This is a genomic window from Streptomyces sp. NPDC091972, assembly GCF_044756385.1.
Taxonomy (GTDB): Bacteria; Actinomycetota; Actinomycetes; order Streptomycetales; family Streptomycetaceae; genus Streptomyces.
Map to the genome: position 1 here is coordinate 667,778 of NZ_JBIVSV010000003.1, position 15,857 is coordinate 683,634.

Genomic DNA, 15,857 nt, shown 5'->3' on the forward strand with positions numbered 1-15,857 from the left:
CGTCAGCCGGCGGGCGACCGGCCGATCACCCGCGTGACCTCGCGGGCCATCCGCAGGATGCCGGGGGAGCGCACCGGGCACGGCCTGGGCCTGGGCGTCGTGGGGGCCAGACAGAAGTGCAGGTAGTCCTTGTCGAGGTGCAGGGCGGTGCGATCGCGGGCCGGCTCGGTGCAGTAGTCGGGATGCTCGTGCTCGTAGGAGGTGCACGGCAGGTACTGCGCCCAGGTGTAGCGGGCTCCGGAGGGTGCCACCGTCGCGCCCGCGTCGGCGACGACGTCTCCCGAGGCGGCCGCCTGCCCGGCGTACAGCTCGTTCACGCGCCGGACCCGGTCGGGGGTGATCGGGTCCGGACCCTGGGCCACCCACACGATCCGGGGCCGCCGCTCACCGCCCGCCGCGGAGATCTGTCCGGTCAGCCTCCGCAGGTCCGCCCGGTACCTGCTGAAGTACTTCCGCGGGGAAGCGGCATGGCTGATCCCGTCCATGCACCACGTGAAGTCCCACGCGTTGCCCCAGAACTGCAGCACCACGACGTCCGGGTGCAACGCCCGCACCAGCGCGGCCGCCTTGTCCCGGTCGGGCACCAGCGACTTCTTCCCGGTGCCCTCCAGGTAGTCGCACGGCGTGGTCCCCGGGTACGGCGCGCTCGTGTACGTCGCCCGCAGTTCCCGGCGCAGCTCCTGGCCGAGGACCCGCTGGGCCTCCACGGCGAGCGAGTCGCCCAGGTACAGCACGCGCGGGGCGACGACGGCCGGGGAGGCGTCCGGGGAGGAGGGGGCGCGCTGGTGCGTGGTGGCCGCGCGGGGGACGCCCGGCGCCGGGGGCGCCGGCGCCGGCCCGTCCGAGGGGTCGCCGCAGGCGCCGAGCAGCAGCACTGCGGTCAGTAATCCCACGATCCACGGTGTCCGCATACGCGACTCCCGCCCCGGTCGCCGAAAACGGTTCCCCAGGCAAGCACAGCAGAGTCCAGGGGGGAAGACGCGCCGCACGGTTCAGTCGCCGTCCCGGCGCGCCACGACCTCCGTCGGCTCGACCGGCGCCAGCGGCTCGGCCGGACGGGCGTCGAACCCGGCCGCCCGGGGCGCGCGCGGTCGGTGCCCTGGCTGAATCCGGAGACCGCGAGGAGCCGGAGCCACCCACCGCCCGGGTGGACCCGCACCCGGCGGGCGACCGTGCGGCCGTCGATGTCGGGGGTCCCGAGGTCGCCCAGCACCACGTCGAACGCCTGCGTCCCGGTCGCGGTCGGCGCGGCGGTTCCGGTGTCCCCGGTCGTCACCCGGTGGCCCCGCCGTTACAGCTGCATGTGACAAGTCGCGGCCGGGTTCCTCGGTGTGCTCCAAAGATCAGCACGGCCGGCCCGTGTGGCGTGCGCCGGACGGCCGCCGGCCGAGGTCGGGGCGGGCCGGTGGCCGGCAGGACAACGGTGAACGTCGCTCCCGTGCCGGGCCCGTCCCTGCGCGCGCCGACCCGGCCGTGGTGCAGTGCCGCGACCCTTCACACGACGACGAGCCCCAAGCCCTCCGGCGTGTCGGGACCGCCGGTGCCACCCGCATGGACACCCCGAACCGCTCCTCGGCCTGACCGGGCTCGAAGCCGATGCCGTCGTCCCGCACGGTGCAGCTGAGGCGGCCGAGGGCGCATGGCGCACCGGACGGGTGGGAACCGGCCAGGCGCTCGGCCTCCTTGCGCAGCGACACCCCGCCTCCAGGGGCGGCGTCCCGACGAACCCGCTCCCTCGGTGAGTGCCCCTTCTGTCCCGTCTGAAGGTGAATCGTCCGTTCGGCGCGCGGTCGGACGGAGCCGTGACTAGCGTGAGGAGACGGACAGACCACCGATTCGTGAAAGGCCGCGATCATGGCCGTACAACCTGAGGGAACCCCCTGCTGGGCCGACGCGATGTTCAGCGACGTCGAGGGGGCCAAGAGCTTCTACGGCGAAGTCCTCGGCTGGACCTTCGGCGACGCGTCGTCGGAGTACGGCAACTACACGCAGGCCTACGCGGACGGCAAGGCCGTCGCCGCCGTCGTGCCGCCGATGCCGGGGCAGGAGGGCCAGTCGCAGTGGTGCCTGTACCTCGCTTCGCCGGACGCGGCCGCCACCGCGGGCCGGATCCGCGACCACGGCGGCGAGGTGCTCATGGAGCCGATGCAGGTCGGCGACTTCGGCACGATGTGCCTGGGGCGCGATCCGAGCGGTGTCGTCTTCGGCGTGTGGCAGGGCGGCACCCACGAGGGCTTCGAGGCGCCGCCCCAGCAGCCCGGCGCGTACTGCTGGGGCGAGGTCTACACCCGCGAACCCGAGAAGTCCGACGCGTTCTTCCCCGCCGTCTTCGGCTACAGCGTCCGGCAGATGCAGGACGACGCCGTCGACTTCCGCATGTTCAACCTCGGTGACGACACCGTCCTCGGCCGCATGAGGATGACCGACGACTTCCCGCCCGAGGTGCCGGCGTACATCAACGTCTACTTCTCCGTCGACGACTGCGACGACGCCGTGGCCCGCGCTACCAAGCTGGGCGCCGTCCTGCGGTTCGGGCCGATGGACTCCCCGTTCGGCCGGTTCGCGGCGCTCAGCGACCCGCAGGGCGCGAACTTCTCGGTCATCGACATGACGACCACCCAGGGTGAGATGCCGCAGATCTCCGACGTGCCCTAGCCGGTGCGCACCCGCCGTGACCGGTGCGTCCAGCTTCTCCGGGGAACTGCGCGAGGCACGGAGCGGCGGAGTGCCGGGAGGCCCGCCGGACGGTGGCCGCGGTCGTCGCGGTGGGGTGAACGGGCGCCCTTCCGCACATGGCATGATCGAGCGCATGCAGGAACGACTGGTGGCCGCGTGCGACGGGGCTTCGAAGGGAAATCCGGGGCCCGCGGCCTGGGCCTGGGTCATCGCGGACGAGTCGGAGACGCCGGACCGGTGGGAGGCCGGCCCGCTCGGCAGGGCCACCAACAACGTCGCCGAACTCACCGCGCTGGAGCGGCTGCTCGCCGCGACCGACCCGGACGTACCGCTGGAGATCCGGATGGACTCCCAGTACGCCATGAAGGCCGTCACCACCTGGCTGCCGGGCTGGAAGCGCAACGGCTGGAAGACCTCCGCGGGCAAGCCGGTCGCCAACCAGGACCTCGTGGTGCGGATCGACGAACTGCTCGACGGGCGCACGGTCGAGTTCCGCTACGTCCCCGCCCACCAGGTCGACGGCGACCCGCTCAACGACTTCGCCGACCGGGCGGCCAGCCAGGCGGCGATCGTCCAGGAGCCCGCGAGCAGCGAACTGGGCTCCCCGGAGCCGCCGTCGCCGGACACCCCGAAAAAGAACGACCGCCCCGCCCGGGCGAAGTCGCCCAAGCGGAGCGGTGGTTCGGCTTCCCGCACGATCAAGGCCAAGTTCCCCGGCCGGTGTCTGTGCGGACGTTCCTACGCGGCGGGCGAGCCCATCGCGAAGAACGCCCAGGGCTGGGGCCACCCGGAATGCCGTACGGAAGCGGCCGGATAGCGCCGGGGCGCGCCGGTCAGAGGACCGCCCCGCGCCACTCCCCGGTCTCCTGACCGCGCTCCTCGATGAACGTCTTGAAGCGCTCCAGGTCGCCCTTGGTCTGCCGCTTCACGAACCCGAGCTTGTCGCCCACCTTCTCGGTGATGCTGTCCGGATGGAAGTCCATCTGGAGCATCACCTTGGTGTGGCTGTCGTCGAGCCGGTGGAAGGTCACCGCACCGGCCTGCTTGGCCTCGCCGGAGATCGTGGTCCACGCCACCCGCTCGTCCGGGATCTGCTCGGTGATCTCCGCGTCGAACTCCCTGTGCACCCCGTTGACGTTGGTCACCCAGTGCGTGAGCGTGTCGGTGCGCTGTTCGATGCGCTCGACCCCGCTCATGAACTCGGGGAACGTCTCGAACTGCGTCCATTGGTTGTAGGCGGTGTGCACCGGCACGCCGACCTCGATGGATTCCTCGACCTGCGACACGGGTGAATCCCTCCTTCGTCTTCTCGGTGTGTGCGGCGCGGGTACCGCGTCATCCGGAGGGCAAACCGCCGCAAGCCGATTCCTATGCGGTGTCGAAGGTGTAGTGGGGCGTGTGGTCCAGCAGGTCCGAGGGGCGTACGTCGTTCCACGGGCGCATGGTCTCGTCGAGGTCGACGACATCGGGGGTGCCGGCCGCCGGGAGGTACCGGGAGTCCGGATGCCGCCGCTGCCACCGGGCCCACAGCTTGTCCACGTAGGCGTGGTGGAGCCAGAACACCGGGTCGTTGGGGGAGACCCCGGTCGCCATCTGCCCGCCCACCCAGACATGGACGCGGTTGTGCAGGTTGACCCCGCGCCAGCCCTCCAGATGGTTGCGGAAGCCGTCCGACGCGCTGTTCCAGGGGGCCGTGTCGTACGTCGCCATGGACAGCACCGACTCCACCTCGCCCGGGGTCGGCAGCTCCCGGACGCCGCTCCCGAGCGCGCGCCGCAGATAGGTGCGGCCGTCGACCCGCACGTTGATCGGCCAGTTGCCGGTGTCCGCGGCGAACGGGCCGTCCATCACCCGCCCGTCCCGGCTGCGCCCGGTGCCGCCGAGGAAGTCGGGGCCCCACAGCGAGGCGCGCGGGGAGCGGTCGGTGCTCCAGTCCCAGTAGGGGAGCGCGACCGAGGGGTCCACCGACTGAAGGGCGCTCTCGAAGTCGAGCAGGAATCTGCGGTGCCAGGGCAGGAAGGAGGGCGAACGGTGGCCGGTGCGTGCGCCGTTGTCGGTGTCGGACATGATGAAGCCGTTGTGCGTGGTGACGAACGCGTCGTAGCGGCCGCTGCGCTTCAGCTCCAGGACGGCGGCGACGAACCGCCGCTTCTCGTCGGCGGTCAGGGTGGCCTGGTTCTTGCGGACGGTCATGTGCGGATGCTCCAAAAGGGCGTGCGGGGTGGTCAGTTGGCGGGGAACGGCAGCAGTCGCGCGCCCTGGAGCTCGTCGACGGCGGCCCGCGCGGCGGCGCGCGGGCTGGGCACCGGGTCGTAGTGGCTGACGACGCTGATCCAGGTGCCGTCGGCGTTGCGCATCAGGTGCAGTTCCACGCCGTCGACCGTCACCCGGTAGCCCCCGTGGTGGCCCCCGGTGGACCGGCCCTGTATCCGGCGTCCCTTGTAGACCTCGTCGAAGGAGTCGGGTGAGTCGTGGTGGTGCTCCTCGGCGGACGCGCGCGGGGCGGTGACGGTCGCCGCGGCGAGGGCGGCCGTCGCGGTGAGCGCGGTACGGCGGGTGAGTTCCGGCATGCGGTGTACCTCCTGAGTTGACGGACTCCGCATGCCTATCGGCCCTGGTGAGAGCGGGAGAAATCGTCCGCGACCGGTTGGCTGTGATCCAGACAATTACCTACATGTCGTACAGAGTTGAACGAAGATGATCTTGCTGTGGAGAGGGCTTTCCGAGACCCGGACGGAGGAATTCCTCCTCCCGCGGGTGGTCGATCCGATGATCCTTCTCGGGTGAACGCCCTGGCAGTGGCCCTGCTCACCCCGGGAAAGTGGCGCGAAGCGACGCGCGGGGCCCCCGCCCCCGACTGCTACCCTGCGTTGCCAATTGACCGCTTTGGGTAATTCCTAGGGGTGCGTGTGAAGGTCGCCTGCGTCGGCGGCGGGCCCGCCGGCCTGTATCTCTCGATCCTGCTGAAACGGCAGGACCCGTCCCACGACATCACGGTCCACGAACGGGACCCGGAGGGCTCGACCTACGGCTGGGGCGTCACCTACTGGCGCGGACTGCTCGACAAGCTCCACGTGCGCGACCCCGAGTCGGCCCGCGCGATCGAGGAAGCCTCCGTCACCTGGAACCAGGGCGAGGCCCGGGTGCGCGACCTGGTCACCCGGCGCCCCGGCGACCAGGGCTTCGGCATCGGCAGGCACCGCCTGCTGGAGATCCTGGCCGCCCGCGCCCGCTCCCTGGGCGTCCGGCTGGAGTACGAGCACGAGATCACCCACGGGAACCTCCCCGCGGCCGACCTCGTGGTGGCCGGCGACGGCGTGCGCAGCACCCTGCGCACCGGGTACGCGGACCACTTCGGCACCCGGACCGAAGAGGGCCGCAACCACTACATCTGGCTCGGCACCAGCAAGGTCTTCGACTCCTTCACCTTCGCCTTCGTCGAGACCGACCACGGCTGGATCTGGTGCTACGGCTACCCCTTCAGCCCGGAACGCAGCACCGTCGTCGTCGAGTGCGCACCCCCGACCTGGACCGGCCTCGGCCTCGACACCGCCGGAGAGGCGGACGGACTCGCCCTGCTGGAGAAGCTGTTCACCGGCATCCTCGACGGCCACCCGCTGATCGGCCGCTCCACCGGCTCGGGCGGCGCCCAGTGGCTGAACTTTCGCACCCTCACCAACCGCACCTGGCACCGCGACAACCTCGTCCTCCTCGGCGACGCCGCCCACACCACCCACTACTCCATCGGCGCCGGCACCACCCTCGCCCTGGAGGACGCCATCGCCCTGGCCGACGCCGTCCGGGCGCACGGCGACCTCCCGCCGGCCCTCGCCCGGTACGAGCGGCAACGCAAGTCGGAGCTGCTCGCCGCCCAGAGCGCGGCCCGCTACAGCGCCCAGTGGTACGAGAACCTGCCCCGCTACATCGACCTGCCGCCGGAGCAGATGTTCGCCCTGCTCGGCCAGCGGCACTCACCGTTGCTGCCGTACGTCCCGCCCCAGCTCTACTACCGGATCGACCGGGCCGCAGGACAGCTGGAGGCGTTGCGCAGGCTCAAGCGCTGGCTCGGACCGAAGGTCGCGCGCGGGGTGCACGCCCGGGAGCTGGCCTCGCGCAAGTAAGCCGCAGCGCTGGAAAAGATTGGGTGAATGGCGATTCACCGCTAGAGTGAATTGCCATTCACCCGCCGTCTTCCTTGTCGCATCCGGAGCGCCGATGGACCAGCAGGGCCCGATATCCCCGTCCCGCGGAAGCAGCCTTCGGGCCCGGCTCACCGTGCCGACGCTGGCGATGTGCGGCATGCTCATGGCCGTCATGCAGACCGTGGTCGTCCCGCTGCTGCCGGACCTGCCCCGGCTGACGCACTCCTCCGCGGGCGCCGTCTCCTGGATGGTCACCGCGACCCTGCTGGCCGGAGCGGTCCTCACCCCGGTGCTCGGCCGCGCCGGCGACATGTACGGCAAGCGCAGGGTTCTGACGGCGTCCCTGGTGCTGATGACGGCCGGCTCGGTGATGTGCGCCCTGTCGTCCGACATCGCCGTGCTCATCGCGGCCCGCGCCCTACAGGGGGCCGCCGCCTCCGTGGTGCCGCTGTCGATCAGCATCCTGCGCGACGAACTGCCGCCCGAGCGCCGGGGTTCCGCGGTCGCGATGATGAGTTCCACGGTCGGTATCGGCGCCGCGCTCGGTCTGCCGCTCGCTGCCATGGTCGTCCAGTACGCCGACTGGCACACCATGTTCTGGATGACCAGCGCCCTCGGCGCCCTCGGCGTCGCGGCCGTGTCATGGGCGGTCCGCGAGTCGCCGGTGCGCCGACCGGGCCGCTTCGACGTCTCGGGTGCCCTGGGACTGGCCGTCGGTCTGGTCAGCCTGCTGCTCGGGGTCTCCCAGGGCGGCCAGTGGGGCTGGGCCAGCCCCCGCGTCCTCGGCCTCTTCCTGGTGTCCGTCGCCGTGCTGGCCCTGTGGTGGTGGCACCAACTGCGCACCGCTCAGCCCCTGGTGGACCTGCGACTGGTCACCCGGCCGCGGGTGGGCCTGTCCCACGTGGCCGCCCTGCTCACCGGCTTCGCGTTCTACGCCAACTCCCTGGTGACGGCCCAGCTCGTCCAGGCGCCGAAAGCCACCGGCTACGGACTGGGCCTGTCGATCGTGGCCACCGGTCTGTGCCTGCTGCCGGGCGGCGTCACCATGCTGTTGTTCTCCCCGCTCTCGGCCCGGATCTCCGCCTCCCGCGGCCCGCGCATCACGCTCGCCCTGGGCGCCGCGGTCATCGCGTGCGGCTACGCGCTGCGCATCGCGGACAGCCGCGACCTGTGGATGGTCATCCTCGGCGCGACCGTGGTGTCCACCGGCACCACCCTCGCCTACTCGGCCCTGCCCACCCTGATCCTGCGTGCCGTCCCGGCCGACCAGACCGCCTCCGCCAACGGCGTCAACGTCCTGATGCGCACCATCGGGCAGGCCACCTCCAGCGCGGCCGTCGCAGCCGTGCTGGTCCACCACACCAGCCCGGTCGGCGGCGCGCCCGTGCCCACCCTGCACGGCTACCTGCTGGCCTTCGCCATGGCCGGCGCGGTCGCCCTCGCGGCCTGCGCGGCGGCCCTCACCATCCCCGGCGACGCCAAGCCCGAGGGCACCCGCCGGGCGGGGGACGGCACCCGGGGCGCGCGGGACGGGGTGATGGAGGGAGCATGAGTGCCGTGAGTGCGACGCCTCCGATCGGCGCGCCCGTCCGCCGCGTGGCGGTGCCGACCGTCCCTGCTGACTTCGCGTGCGAGGGAGGTTCCCGGGCGGGGGACGGCACCCGGGGCGCGCGGGACGGGGCGATGGAGGGAGCATGAGTGCCGTGAGCACCACGCCCCCCACCGCCGCACCCGCCCGCCGTGACGCCGAGGCGACCCGGGCCGCCATCCTCAAGGCGGCGCGCTACCTCCTGGCCCGCACCCCCCACGCCGACATCACCCTCAAGGCGGTCGGCGAACGTGCCGGAGTCAGCCCGCCGTTGATCGTGAAGTACTTCGGCAACAAGGACGCCCTCCTCGCGCGCGTGATGTCCTTCGAGTCGGATGCGACGGCCCTGCTCGACGCCCCGCTGGCCGAACTGGGCCGTCACATGGTCCGCCATGTCCTCACCGGCCAGATCGAGCGCGGCGCCGACCCCCTGCTCCGGATCGCCTTCGCCCCGGTCCAGGGCGAGCACGGCGACATCCTGCGCGTCAACTTCCGTGCCCAGGTGGTCGACCGCCTCGCGGAGCGGCTGCCGGGCCCCGACGCCGGCCTGCGTGCCGAACTGGCGGTGGGCACCCTCCTCGGCCTGGGAGTGATGTACGGCATCGCCCGGGGCACCGAGCTGCGGGCGACCGCCGTGGACGACCTCGTGGACCGCTACGCCCCCACGGTGCAGGCCCACCTGACGCCCTAGCGGAACAGCCGGTCCAGGAAGGCGTTGCCGAACACGCCGTGCGGATCGAGCCGGTCCAGCACGCCCGCCGCCTGCCCCCACACCGCCTCACCGAACGACCCGGGGATCGTCGTCCCCAGCACCTCCTCGTCCGCCCACACGTCGTCCTCGGTGTAGGCCCAGCCCTTGGACCACTCGACGCGCGTCCCCTCCCAGCCCTCGAACAGGAACTGCTCGATCTCCCGCAGGAAGGCCTCCGCGTGCGGGGTCCCCGGCAGCGTCAGGATGTCCAGCCACACCGCCGTGTCCCACTCGGGGCGCGCCCGGTCCGCCCGCAGCGCCGACAGCAGCGGGGCCCGCGCCCCGTCCAGCTCGGCCTCCGCCGGATCGTCGAGCCCGGTCACCCTGATCTCCACCGTCCCGTTGACCGGGAACTTCCCCTGGGCGGTGTAGGCGGCCAGCCGCTCCCGGTAGAAGTCCGTGAACTCGGAGACCACCCGCTGCACCTGGTCCCGGCCGGTCAGGACCGCGTACCCGTTCGCGGTCACCCGCAGCGTGGTCGGCCTGATGTAGAGCAGCGTGTTCTTGGACGGCCCCCAGATGTCCGCCGACAGCGTCGCCGTGAGCCCCACCGTCGCCACGTCGAGCTGCGCGTTCCCCAGCACCGGAGCCAGGTACCAGGCCGCGTCCGACACCATCCGCCCCGCCAGGTCCGCCACCACGGTCGGCACGTTGTCGGAGAAGGGGTAGTTGTACGGCGACGTCACACGCCGTGAGGTCAGGGGCCTGGTCGGCGCCACGCTCCACACCTTCAGCCACGGGAACTCCGTGTAGGCGAACCAGATCGCCTCGACCCGCCCGGCCTTGTCCAGGAAGCTCGCGAAGGTCCGTCCGTCCCCGCCGGGCGCGGCGAAGAGCTCCGCGGCCGGGATGTCGACCCGGCTCACACAGCGCAGATTGCTGTTCGCGCCCACCCGCAGCACGACCTCGGTGACGAAGGCGCGGCCGAGATGGGCGAGCAGGGCCGCGCTGTCGGCCTCGGCCCGGCTGAAGGTGCGCAGCGCGTACGCCGCCCTCTCCTCGTCCCATACGACCGCTGTCAGCGACAGGATGCGATTGCTCAGCGAGCCGTACGTCTGTCCCGGCTGCCGCTGCTCCCCGTCGGCCGGCACGGCGGTGCCGTGCGCGTCGATGGCCAGGGCACCGCCCAGCGTGAGGTCGCCGGGCGCGGGCGCGGCGGTGACCCCGAGACCGTGCTCCTCCAGATAGGTCAGCAGCGCCTCCAGGGTGACGCCGGTGCCCGCCCGTACGGCGGAGGCGGAGTCCAGGGACAGCCCGGTGAGGTGGGAGGCGGTGTCGACGAGGAGGACGGGCGCGTCCGGGGCGGTGCCCTCGGTCACGGTGAGGGGCGACCAGCCGTGCGAGGAACCCCGCGCGCGGACCCGCCAGCCGTGCCGCCAGGCCCAGTTGACGACCTCGACCACCTGGTCCGGGCCGGTCGGCGTACAGGCCCACAGCCCGTCGGCGGTGATCTCGCCGACCCAGTTCCGGTACGCCGAACGGCGCAGGGCCACGCCCGCCGGGAAGCCGGGCAGCTCCTCGGCCGCGGCCGCGGGATCGGCCGGCAGCAGAATCGGTACGGCGGCCAGGGCGGCGGCGCTCGCGAGGAAGCCGCGACGGGTCCAGGACGAGTTGTCCTGCGGGTGGTTGCTCACGGAACGATCAGTCACGGGGTCACGCTAGGCGGACGTTGACACGTGCATGCCCCTCGCGGCGGCGTGTCACACGTGCGAGTGAACAATGCACCGGTCCCGCCCCGGAGCACCTCGTTCCGCGCACGTCGACGACAGATGACACACTGACGCCATGGACGAGCGCACATTCGGCAGGTCGCAGCAGCACGCATCCGTCGTCGGACTCGGCACCTGGCAGCTGGGGGCCGACTGGGGGGACGTCGACGACAAGGAAGCCCTCGCGGTGCTGGAGGCGGCCGCGGAGTCGGGGGTCACCTTCTTCGACACGGCGGACGTGTACGGCGACGGACGCAGCGAGCAGACCATCGCGACCTTCCTCAGCACCAGGCCCGACCTGCATGTGCTGGTCGCGACGAAGATGGGCCGCCGCGTCGACCAGATCCCCGAGAACTACGTCCTCGACAACTTCCGCGCCTGGAACGACCGTTCCCGCCGCAACCTCGGTGTCGACCGCATCGACCTGGTCCAGCTGCACTGCCCGCCGACGCCCGTGTACTCCACCGACGAGGTCTTCGACGCCCTCGACACCCTGGTCGAGGAGGAGCGCATCGCCCACTACGGCGTCAGCGTCGAGACCTGCGAGGAGGCGCTGACCGCCATCGCCCGGCCGGGAGTGGCGAGCGTGCAGATCATCCTCAACGCCTTCCGCATGAAGCCGCTGCGCGAGGTGCTGCCCGCCGCCCAGGAGGCCGGCGTCGGCATCATCGCCCGCGTCCCGCTCGCCTCGGGCCTGCTGTCCGGCAAGTACACAAAGGACACGGTCTTCCCGGAGAACGACCATCGCGCCTACAACCGGCACGGCGAGGCCTTCGACGTCGGCGAGACCTTCTCCGGCGTCGACTACACGACCGGCGTCGAGGCCGCCGCCGAGTTCACCGCCCTGACGCCCGAGGGGTACACCCCGGCCCAGCTCGCCCTGCGCTGGATCATCGAGCAGCCCGGCGTCACCACCGTCATCCCCGGCGCCCGCAACCCCGAGCAGGCCCGCGCCAACGCGGCCGCCGCCAAGCTGCCGCCGCTGTCCCAGGAGACCCTCTCGGCCGTCCGCGACCTCTACGACCGTCGCATCAAGGACCAGGTGGAGAACCGCTGGTGACCCCGCCCGGCTCCGGGACCCGGCCCCACCGGACCCGGAGCCGAGCTGTTTGAACGATCAGTCACCGGATACCCGTACGGCATGGTCGACACGGTGAGGCGGACGGGCCGCGACGAGACCGAGGACGAGCGCGCGGACCGCATGTGGGGCGAACTCATCCAGGAGATACGGGTCGCGCAGACGGGTGTGCAGATTCTTTTCGGCTTCCTGCTCACCGTGGTGTTCACCCCGAGGTACACCCACCTCACCGACACCGACCAGGTCATCTACATCGTGACCGTCGTCCTCGGCTCCTGCGCCACCGGAGCCCTGATCGGGCCGGTCTCCCTGCACCGCCTGGTCTCCGGGCGGCGCATCAAACCCCAGGCCGTGCGGATCGCCTCCCGGCTGACCTTCGTCGGGCTGGTCCTGCTGCTGACGACGATGACCTGCGCCCTGCTGCTGATCCTGCGGGTCGCGACCCACGACGACTGGGTGCCGTGGCTGGTCACGGGAGTAGTGGCCTGGTACCTGACGTGCTGGTTCGGCGTACCCCTGTGGACCCGGCGCCGCTACACGACGAAGTGACCCGCAGGCCCTCCAGTTGCCGGTCGTGCGCGCGGCTCAGCACGAGCACGGACGCCGTGGCGCCGATCAGCGCGCAGAACATGTCCCACTGGGTGTCCCACACATCGCCCTGCGTGGCCAGGAAGGCGTCCGCCGCCTGACCGCCGGTCACCGCGGCCGCCCACTCCAGCATCTCGAAGACGGCACTGAAGGCCAGGCACGCGCACACCGTCAGCGGCGCCAGCCAGCGGCTGCCCCGCAGCGGCGAGGTACGGACGAGCAGCTCCCGTACGAGGACCGCCGGCACGAAGCCCTGCATGAGGTGGCCGAGCCGGTCGTACGGATTGCGGTCGAGCCCGAACGTGTCCCGCGCCCAGTCGCCCAGCGGGACCTGCGCGTAGGTGTAGTGGCCGCCCACGATCAGCACCAGCGCGTGGACCGCCAGCAGACAGCACAGCAGGTCGGTCAGCGGGAAGCGACGCCACGTCAGGACGATCAGCGGCAGTCCGACCAGGACCCACACCGTCTCCAGGAACCAGGTGGTGCGGTCGCGCGGCCCCCAGGCGGACAGGGCCAGCGCGGCCGGCACGGCCCAGGCGAGCAGGACCGGCAGGGGCCGGCGCACAGCGGTCATGAGGAGCTCCTCGTCGTAGGAGCCCCCATCGTCGGGGCACGGGGACGACCACGGCATGAGTACGGCTACTCAAGGCCGGGTGCGTACCCGCCGTGCGCACCCGCCCTGTCTCAGCCGCCCGCGATGACCGAGGCCAGGAAGTCGTCCACTCTGACCTCCTCCTGCCCCGGCGGCACGATCTCGCGGGTCTCCCGCAGGAAGGACGCCAGCGCCGGGGCCCACGCGAAGACCACGGCGTGCTGGCGGCCCCCGTCCGGACGGGCCTCCCCGAAGAACTCCATGCGCAGTTCCTCCCAGACACCCGTCGAGACCGGACTGAACCGCACGTCACCGATCCCGACCGGGCCGCGCAGACCCTCGGCGAGCATCTCCCGGTCCAGTCGCCACCGCGCCAGCACCCGCCCGTCGTGGCTGAACACAGCGGTGACGGCGAACGGGTCCGCGGCGTCGTACCCCAGGTGGGCGAGCACGGGGCACCGGCCCGTACCGCCCGCCTGCAACTGCACGACGAGGGTCTTGTGCGCGGTTCTGCGGACGAAGGGGTTCACCTGGGGGCCTCCGGGAAAACGACGTAGAGCCCTCTAGTACCCCTTCCACGGCCAAGATGCTCAGCCGTCCGGGTGATTCCCCTTCGCGGTGCGCAGAGCCGTGATACATGAGGCGATGGCCTGCTGGAGTTCCTCCAGCTGCTGGACCATGTCGTCCTCGTAGAAGTCCTGGGCGTCGTCGAAGGTCAGCTCCTCGAACACCTTGGTGGCTCTCTGGAGGCTGTTGTAGAACTTCGTCCGCCGCTCCTGGACCCGGAGTTCGGGATCGGCCTCCACGGCCTCGGCGACGAGGGACTTCATGGTGTCGAACGCCTCGGCCGCCCACTCGCCGGTGTCCTCGTCCTCCTCCAGCTCCTCCAGGAGGGACAGGTGCCGCTCGGCCTCCTGGCGCAGGTCCACGGGGGCGTCGATGGTCTGCCCGGCCGGGGTCTTCACCTGCCCGGACTCGGCGATCTGCCGGACGTACCCGATTCGGTCGGCCGCCCTGCTCTCGGTGGCCACGGCCTTCTTCAGATCGTCGGTGCGCACCACGTCCCGGGCCAGCGAGGCCTGGAGCTCCGGGTCCTCCTTGATCCGGTCGAGCAGCGCGCTGCGCGCGGCCCGTGCCGTGGAGGGGTCGGCGAGGATGGCGGCGCGCAGCGCGGTCGGGTTCTCGGCGACCTCCAGTGCCTTCGTCGGCCGGATGCCCTCGGCCTCCGCGGCCTCGGCGATGGCGGTGCCGCGCTCGGAGGCGGCGCTGCTGCGGGAGACGTAGTAGCTGAGCCACACGTCGGCGTCCGGCAGCTCCACCTCCTGGCCCGGCGCCAGCGCCTCGAAGTGCGGGACCATGCCGTCGTCGGCGGCCCGGTCCCAGGCCTTGTAGTAGCGCATGACGCGCTCGGGCGAGCAGCCGGCGAGCTCGGCGAACTCCTTCGCGGACACCTTCGGCGTCTCGTCCGCGCTCTGGCCGCCGGGCCGCACGCTGCGCGCCACCATCAGGCCGAAGGCCCATCCGCCGGTCCGCGCGTAGACCCCGAACTCGCGGGCGTCCCGCGCGACGAGGTCACTCAGGGGCGCGGGGGACGCCTCCTCCGGTGTTCCGGAGGAGGCAGGGGCCGACGCCTCGGACGGGTCGATCGCTAGGGTCACGGGTGTCTCTCCTGGTCAGGCTCGTTCGGACCGCACGACGTGCGAGTCGGAAAGCCTATTCCACCCCAGGGGACGGCCTCGGCAGCCCGGCCGCTCAGGCGAACGCGTCGCGCAGCGCGGGCAGCAGCGTCTTCTCCGACCAGTCCAGGAACGCGTGCTGGGACTCGCCGCCGATCTGCACCAGCGCGACCTCGGTGAACCCGGCTTCCGCGTACGGCCGTACGGCCTCGACGAAGGCGTCGGGGTCGTCACCGCACGGAATCGACGCCGCCACGTCGTCGGGGGTGACGAACTGCGTGGCCGACTCGAAGGAATCGGGGTGCGGCAGCTCCGAGTTGACCTTCCAGCCGTTGCCGAACCAGCGGAACTGGGAGTGGGCCCGCTTGACCGCGGTGTCCCGGTCGGGGTCGTAGCAGACGGGCAGCTGCCCCACCCGCGGCTTGCCCTCGCCGCCGTTGCGGTCGAACGCGTCGAGGAGGCCCGCCTTGGGCTCCGTGGCGATGACGAGATCCGCCAGGCGGCCGGCCAGGGCGCACGACTGCTCGCCGGAGACGGCCAGACCGATCTGCGGCGGCTCGTCCGGCAGGTCCCACAGCCGGGCCGACTCCACGTCGAAGTGGGTCCCGCGATGGTTCACGTGACCGCCCCGGAACAGCGCGCGGATGATCTCCACCGCCTCTTCCAGCATCTCGTGCCGCACGTCGGCCGAGGGCCAGCCGCCGCCCACCACGTGCTCGTTGAGGTTCTCGCCGGACCCCAGCCCCAGCCGGAACCGGCCCTCCGAGAGGAGCTGCATGGTGGCCGCCTTCTGCGCCACCACCGCCGGGTGGTAGCGGAAGGAGGGACAGGTCACGTACGTCATCAGCGGGATGCGCGAGGTCGCCTGTGCGGCGGCCCCGAGCACGCTCCACGCGTAGGGCGAGTGTCCCTGCGTCCGCAGCCACGGGAAGTAGTGGTCCGAGGTCACGGAGAAGTCGTAGCCCACCTCCTCGGCCCGCACCACATGGCCCACCAGCTCACGGGGGCCCGCCTGCTCGGTCATCATCGTGTATCCGATTTGCACCATGGGGCCCGG

General features: G+C 71.8%; 16 protein-coding genes. 7 read left to right on the top strand and 9 right to left on the bottom strand.

Translation table 11 applies throughout. From position 1 onward, the window contains the following. Positions 1–2: 2 nt before the first annotated feature. Positions 3–911, bottom strand: a complete 909-nt coding sequence (locus tag ACIQJT_RS12140; RefSeq protein ID WP_402642457.1) for an SGNH/GDSL hydrolase family protein — start codon at positions 909–911, stop codon at positions 3–5. A 943-nt stretch (positions 912–1,854) separates the two neighbouring features. Here ACIQJT_RS12140 and ACIQJT_RS12145 point away from each other — a divergent pair. Then, positions 1,855–2,655 carry a VOC family protein gene (locus ACIQJT_RS12145; RefSeq protein ID WP_402642459.1) on the top strand — a complete coding sequence of 267 codons (801 nt, stop codon included), beginning with the start codon at positions 1,855–1,857 and terminating at the stop codon, positions 2,653–2,655. Between the two features lie 142 nt (positions 2,656–2,797). Then, positions 2,798–3,493: a ribonuclease H gene (locus ACIQJT_RS12150; protein ID WP_402642461.1), complete on the top strand. Its 696-nt coding sequence runs from the start codon at positions 2,798–2,800 to the stop codon at positions 3,491–3,493. Between the two features lie 16 nt (positions 3,494–3,509). Here the strand turns inward: ACIQJT_RS12150 and ACIQJT_RS12155 are convergent, their stop codons facing one another. The 3 genes from ACIQJT_RS12155 to ACIQJT_RS12165 all read right to left on the bottom strand — a co-directional run bounded on the left by ACIQJT_RS12155 (position 3,510) and on the right by ACIQJT_RS12165 (position 5,246). After that, the gene (locus ACIQJT_RS12155; protein WP_402642464.1) at positions 3,510–3,962 is read right to left on the bottom strand and encodes an SRPBCC family protein; all 453 of its coding nucleotides are present in this window, start codon (positions 3,960–3,962) and stop codon (positions 3,510–3,512) included. Between the two features lie 82 nt (positions 3,963–4,044). After that, positions 4,045–4,869, bottom strand: a complete 825-nt coding sequence (locus tag ACIQJT_RS12160) for a tyrosinase family protein (protein WP_402642467.1) — start codon at positions 4,867–4,869, stop codon at positions 4,045–4,047. 32 nt (positions 4,870–4,901) lie between these two features. Further along, positions 4,902–5,246 carry a tyrosinase cofactor gene (locus ACIQJT_RS12165; protein ID WP_365449419.1) on the bottom strand — a complete coding sequence of 115 codons (345 nt, stop codon included), beginning with the start codon at positions 5,244–5,246 and terminating at the stop codon, positions 4,902–4,904. A gap of 333 nt (positions 5,247–5,579) precedes the next feature. Between ACIQJT_RS12165 and ACIQJT_RS12170 the strand changes: the two genes are divergently transcribed. The 3 genes from ACIQJT_RS12170 to ACIQJT_RS12180 all read left to right on the top strand — a co-directional run bounded on the left by ACIQJT_RS12170 (position 5,580) and on the right by ACIQJT_RS12180 (position 9,097). Beyond that, positions 5,580–6,797 carry an FAD-dependent monooxygenase gene (locus ACIQJT_RS12170; protein ID WP_402642470.1) on the top strand — a complete coding sequence of 406 codons (1,218 nt, stop codon included), beginning with the start codon at positions 5,580–5,582 and terminating at the stop codon, positions 6,795–6,797. A 94-nt stretch (positions 6,798–6,891) separates the two neighbouring features. Continuing rightward, positions 6,892–8,370 carry an MFS transporter gene (locus ACIQJT_RS12175; RefSeq protein WP_402642472.1) on the top strand — a complete coding sequence of 493 codons (1,479 nt, stop codon included), beginning with the start codon at positions 6,892–6,894 and terminating at the stop codon, positions 8,368–8,370. A gap of 142 nt (positions 8,371–8,512) precedes the next feature. After that, a complete protein-coding gene (locus ACIQJT_RS12180) occupies positions 8,513–9,097 on the top strand; it encodes a TetR family transcriptional regulator (RefSeq protein WP_365449425.1) in 585 nt (194 codons plus the stop codon). Here the strand turns inward: ACIQJT_RS12180 and ACIQJT_RS12185 are convergent. Next, positions 9,094–10,806, bottom strand: coding sequence for a cholesterol oxidase substrate-binding domain-containing protein (locus ACIQJT_RS12185; RefSeq protein ID WP_402642475.1), 1,713 nt, complete (start codon positions 10,804–10,806; stop codon positions 9,094–9,096). The genes ACIQJT_RS12180 and ACIQJT_RS12185 overlap by 4 nt on opposite strands. Before the next feature lie 136 nt (positions 10,807–10,942). On the opposite strand from ACIQJT_RS12185, the gene ACIQJT_RS12190 reads away from it, so the two are divergent. Continuing rightward, positions 10,943–11,926 carry an aldo/keto reductase gene (locus ACIQJT_RS12190; protein ID WP_402642478.1) on the top strand — a complete coding sequence of 328 codons (984 nt, stop codon included), beginning with the start codon at positions 10,943–10,945 and terminating at the stop codon, positions 11,924–11,926. Between the two features lie 81 nt (positions 11,927–12,007). After that, entirely contained in the window at positions 12,008–12,493 is a 486-nt protein-coding gene (locus tag ACIQJT_RS12195; protein WP_053849650.1) for a DUF6328 family protein, read from the top strand. Here ACIQJT_RS12195 and ACIQJT_RS12200 read toward each other — a convergent pair. From ACIQJT_RS12200 to ACIQJT_RS12215, 4 genes are all read right to left on the bottom strand, one after another. Further along, complete coding sequence (locus ACIQJT_RS12200) at positions 12,414–13,106, bottom strand: DUF2238 domain-containing protein (RefSeq protein WP_402642481.1); 693 nt, start codon at positions 13,104–13,106, stop codon at positions 12,414–12,416. The two genes, ACIQJT_RS12195 and ACIQJT_RS12200, sit on opposite strands and share 80 nt — an antisense overlap. A gap of 110 nt (positions 13,107–13,216) precedes the next feature. After that, entirely contained in the window at positions 13,217–13,654 is a 438-nt protein-coding gene (locus ACIQJT_RS12205; protein WP_365449431.1) for an SsgA family sporulation/cell division regulator, read from the bottom strand. Between the two features lie 60 nt (positions 13,655–13,714). Further along, positions 13,715–14,782, bottom strand: a complete 1,068-nt coding sequence (locus tag ACIQJT_RS12210; protein ID WP_402642484.1) for a hypothetical protein — start codon at positions 14,780–14,782, stop codon at positions 13,715–13,717. Between the two features lie 94 nt (positions 14,783–14,876). Continuing rightward, positions 14,877–15,848, bottom strand: coding sequence for an LLM class F420-dependent oxidoreductase (locus tag ACIQJT_RS12215; RefSeq protein ID WP_402642486.1), 972 nt, complete (start codon positions 15,846–15,848; stop codon positions 14,877–14,879). Positions 15,849–15,857: the final 9 nt, after the last annotated feature.